This window comes from Streptomyces tateyamensis, assembly GCF_003205575.1.
Lineage (GTDB): Bacteria > Actinomycetota > Actinomycetes > Streptomycetales > Streptomycetaceae > Kitasatospora > Kitasatospora tateyamensis.
Map to the genome: position 1 here is coordinate 3,857 of NZ_PYBW01000014.1, position 1,609 is coordinate 5,465.

Consider the following 1,609-nt stretch of genomic DNA (forward strand, 5'->3'; position numbering starts at 1 on the left):
CGGCAAGCCCCCGGAGGTTGCGGTATCCAACCCGCGACCTACGCATTACGAGTGCGCAAGCCCGTGCAGTCCCGGCGCACCTTGTTTCCGGGGCCAATGGTCAACGGAGCCGCACCTCCCACGCATCGCTACCGCTCCGGCCCCACCCTCTGCCGGATCACCAACCGCCCGGACCTACCAGCCATGTTCTGTGGCTCCCGCCAAGCGATCGAGCCTGCGGAAAAGTCGGCTCTCGAGCGTTAGAGGCCTGCTCGGCGCTGGTTCCTGCTCAGCCGTTGTAAGCAGCTTAGAGCACCTGACTGTTCGAGCCGATGGCCTACTCCTCGCGGTGCGGCGCCTTGGAAGCGAGGCCAGGTATCGATGCGGGAGGCACTCCTGTCAGCCGAGTGGGCTGGCTGGGGGACTTGTCCGTGGGATCGGCGTGGGGTGCTGCAAGGTGACACAGTCCATGAGGCCGCTGAGGGTGGTGAGGAGGGTGCACCGCTGCGTAGCGTTCCTTGGTCCGGGTGCGACCACGCGCCGCGGGCGGCGGAGGCAGTCGCGCATCCCGTCGGGAGGGTCGAACGGCTGCGTCACGGCGCGCGCCGCGCCCAGCTCGGCGGCCGGACCTGCCGCGAACGCGGACCGGATGCAGCCGTGGTGCGAGCCGACGGTCTTCTCCACAGCCTCGGCGACGTTCCGCCACAGGTGCCACCCGTCAGCGACCTGGATCGCCGGCGGGGCGCCGGTCCTGGCGCCTTCGACGTAGGCCGGCAGATGACCTCCACCTCCGGATGCCCGGCCAACCACGCGGCCAGCGGTTCGGCCTCCCTCCCCCGCAGCACGTCGACCGGCCGACGGGCCTCCAGGTCCACCAGAACGGTGGCGTACGTGCCGCCTTTGCGAAGCGCGAAGTCGTCGACGCCCAGCACCCGAACCGGGGTCCGGGGAGGCTCAGGCACAGCGCGAAGCAGCCGCAGCAGGTGTCTTTCGCGGCACGCATGCCCAGCATCGCGGCCAAGCGGGCGCCGGGCCGACCAGCGAGCGTGCACGCGATGGACAGCAGGACCGATCGCAGCAGCGGGGTCTTGCGTGTGTGCGGCTTGGTGAGTTCCTCGACCTGCTCGGCGAACGTCTCTGCTGCGGAGGAGCCGTTCAGGCAGCGGAAGCGGCGCACGAGCAGCTCGACGACCACGGCCCTGCCACCGATCGCCGCATCCGCCAGCCGCCGGACGTACCGCCCATGCACCCGCCCTGACGGCCTGGAGCAGTGCGGTTCATATTGCCCTGGCCGCCCGCGCGTGGGCGTGCAGGACGATCTGAGCCGTCGACTGCTGGACGAACTCGATTACAACATCGGTCAAATGAGAAAGAACTGCCTCAAAGTGCCGCGAACTACACGCCTGACATTGCGTCAGACCCGTCCGGCCCCACGGGCCCGATCACAGGATCTTCGCCAGAGCCGAATTGACTGACCGTCCACACGGTGGCGGGACGGAGCGAATCCGGGGGCGGCGATGGATCATCAGCAGCTCGGGCAGGTCGCCGGCGACCTGGGCCCGGGAGTCGGGACGTGCTGGACAAGGCTCTCCCCTCCAGCATCGGTTCGCCGTGCGTGCGGGGCTGCCAC

1 protein-coding gene and 1 pseudogene are annotated in these 1,609 nt (G+C 69.4%); both read right to left on the reverse strand.

Features of this window, described 5'->3' with window-relative positions; genetic code table 11:
* Nucleotides 1–572: 572 nt before the first annotated feature.
* Nucleotides 573–1,031, reverse strand: a complete 459-nt coding sequence (locus C7C46_RS37675; RefSeq protein WP_425470020.1) for a transposase — start codon at nt 1,029–1,031, stop codon at nt 573–575.
* Between the two features lie 119 nt (nt 1,032–1,150).
* Nucleotides 1,151–1,243 (reverse strand): annotated as a pseudogene (locus tag C7C46_RS37680) (hypothetical protein); the annotation flags it as partial.
* Between the last annotated feature and the right edge of the window lie 366 nt (nt 1,244–1,609).